This window comes from Bacillus sp. SG-1 (genome assembly GCF_000181495.1).
Taxonomy (GTDB): domain Bacteria; phylum Bacillota; class Bacilli; order Bacillales; family Bacillaceae_B; genus Rossellomorea.
Genome location: NZ_ABCF01000131.1, coordinates 1 through 2,423, shown reverse-complemented (window position 1 = coordinate 2,423; position 2,423 = coordinate 1). Strand labels below are relative to the sequence as shown.

Genomic DNA, 2,423 nt, shown 5'->3' with positions numbered 1-2,423 from the left:
GGAATACCAGGGGCGGCTGCCATTATATCACATGGACGTCTATCGTCTGGACGATTCTTTCGAGGATCTCGGATTTGATGAATATTTTACTGGTGGCGGTGTGACTGTCATAGAGTGGGCTCATTTAATTAAGGAGCAGCTTCCTGATGAAAGGCTGGCTGTAAGGATATTGAGAAAGTCTGATCAGGAAAGAACCATTACTCTGGAGCCGACAGGAAATAGATATGAATTGTTATGTAAGGAGATTTTTGAATGAAGATCCTGGGAATTGATACGTCCAATTATCAATTGGGAGTTGCACTTGTCAATGATGATGAGGTCGTTGGTGAATATATCACAAACATAAAGAAGAATCACTCTCTGCGAGCTATGCCGGCAGTTGAGAAGCTTATGCAGGAGTGTAATGTAAAACCAGCAGAACTGGATAAAATCGTAGTTGCCAGCGGTCCAGGCTCTTATACTGGTGTGAGAATAGGCGTGACCATTGCAAAGACGTTGGCTTGGACGCTGAATGTACCTGTTGTCGGGGTTTCAAGTCTGGCTGTTCTTGCTTCATCAGGCAGGTATTTTGATGGAGTCATTTCACCATTATTTGATGCCAGGAGAGGTCAGCTATACACAGGGCTTTATAGGTTCAATGAAGGTAAGTTGGTGTGCGAAAAGGAAGATGCCAATCTGCCGGCAGAAGAATGGGCGGAAATACTAAGCCGTTACGATGAGAAAGTATTATTTGTTGGCCATGATGTAAAGATCCATCAAGAGGTTCTGCAGAGCAAGCTTGGAGACCAGGCAGTCATCGCGGATATGACCAGCCATAATCCTCGTCCATCAGAACTCATCAGGCTTGGAATGGATATTTCCGAGGAACCTGTACATGGACTTGTGCCGAACTATATCAGGCTGGCAGAAGCTGAGGCAAAGTGGAGAGAATCTCAAAATAGCAAGTAAACTGGGGAATGGTAATGAGTGATTATACGATAAGATTAATGAATACAGAAGATTTAGATCAGGTCATGGAAGTGGAGTCCAATTCTTTTTCTATCCCGTGGAGCAGGGATGCCTTCTTCAATGAAATAGAGACAAACCATTTTGCTACTTACATAGTTATTGAAGAAGGTGGGAAGGTCATTGGTTACTGCGGGGTCTGGATTATTGTGGATGAGGCACATATTACGAACATCGCAGTTCTGCCTTCATACAGAGGACAAGGCCTTGGTGACAAATTGATGAGAAGCATGATTGAGATTGCTAAGGAAATGGGTGCCAGGACTATGACACTTGAAGTAAGGGTAAGTAATACTCCTGCCCAGTCGTTATATAGAAAGTTTGGATTCCAGGAGGGCGGAATCCGTAAAAATTACTATTCTGACAACCAAGAGGATGCATTAGTTATGTGGGTGAAATTTTATGAGTAAAGACACGTATATTCTAGGCATGGAAACCAGCTGTGATGAGACAGCGGTGGCCATTGTTAAAAATGGAAAAGAGATTCTTTCAAATGTCGTGGCCTCTCAAATTGAGAGCCATAAACGGTTTGGAGGAGTCGTTCCTGAGATTGCTTCAAGACATCACGTCGAACAAATTACAATAGTGATTGAAGAAGCTTTGAATCAGGCCGGCATGACAATTAGTGAAATGGATGCGATCGCTGTAACGGAAGGACCTGGGCTTGTAGGTGCGCTGCTGATCGGTGTCAATGCGGCAAAGGCGCTGGCTTTTGCGCACGGTCTCCCTTTGATTGGTGTCCATCATATTGCCGGTCACATCTATGCGAACCGCTTAGTGACAGAAATGAAATTCCCTCTTCTATCACTGGTCGTATCAGGAGGACATACAGAACTAGTCTATATGAAAGAGCACGGCTCCTATGAGATCATTGGGGAAACGCGAGATGACGCAGCTGGGGAAGCGTACGATAAAGTTGCAAGGACACTTAATCTTCCTTATCCAGGAGGTCCGCATATTGATCGTTTGGCAGCTGAAGGCGAACCGGAGATTGATCTGCCAAGAGCCTGGCTTGAGGCTGACTCCTTTGATTTCAGTTTCAGCGGCCTTAAGTCAGCAGTTATCAACACGGTTCACAATGCTGAACAGCGCGGAGAAAAGATTGCACCTGAAACACTTGCTGCAAGCTTTCAGCAAAGTGTCATTGATGTCCTTGTGACGAAAACGGTCAAGGCAGCAAAACAATACGGTGTTACACAGGTACTGCTTGCCGGTGGCGTGGCAGCGAATAAAGGGCTACGAGATGTTCTGGAAACAGAGTTTGATTCTTTGCCAGATATCGAGCTTGTGATTCCTCCTCTGTCCTTGTGCACGGACAATGCCGCAATGATTGCTGCAGCAGGAACGATAGAATTTGAAAAAGGAAAACGGGGAACAATGGCGATGAATGCCAACCCTGGACTCGATATTGAGAACTT

At 45.1% G+C, this 2,423-nt stretch carries 4 protein-coding genes; all 4 read left to right on the top strand.

Features of this window, described 5'->3' with window-relative positions:
- On the top strand, nt 1-256 hold a 256-nt coding region (gene tsaE, locus BSG1_RS19020; RefSeq protein ID WP_006838860.1), incomplete at its 5' end, for a tRNA (adenosine(37)-N6)-threonylcarbamoyltransferase complex ATPase subunit type 1 TsaE.
- On the top strand, nt 253-948 hold the full coding sequence (tsaB, locus tag BSG1_RS19015) for a tRNA (adenosine(37)-N6)-threonylcarbamoyltransferase complex dimerization subunit type 1 TsaB (RefSeq protein WP_006838859.1): 696 nt from the start codon (nt 253-255) through the stop codon (nt 946-948). The genes tsaE and tsaB, both read left to right, overlap by 4 nt.
- A gap of 8 nt (nt 949-956) precedes the next feature.
- Entirely contained in the window at nt 957-1,415 is a 459-nt protein-coding gene (gene rimI / locus BSG1_RS19010; protein ID WP_006838858.1) for a ribosomal protein S18-alanine N-acetyltransferase, read from the top strand.
- Nucleotides 1,408-2,423, top strand: a 1,016-nt coding sequence (tsaD, locus tag BSG1_RS19005; protein WP_006838857.1) for a tRNA (adenosine(37)-N6)-threonylcarbamoyltransferase complex transferase subunit TsaD, incomplete at its 3' end; no start/stop codon positions are given. The genes rimI and tsaD, both read left to right, overlap by 8 nt.

Bases quoted from the DNA above. Each gene is read 5' to 3' on its own strand.
- tsaB (WP_006838859.1), top strand. From the start codon at position 253: ATGAAGATCCTGGGAATTGATACGTCCAATTATCAATTGGGAGTTGCA.
- rimI (WP_006838858.1), top strand. From the start codon at position 957: ATGGTAATGAGTGATTATACGATAAGATTAATGAATACAGAAGATTTA.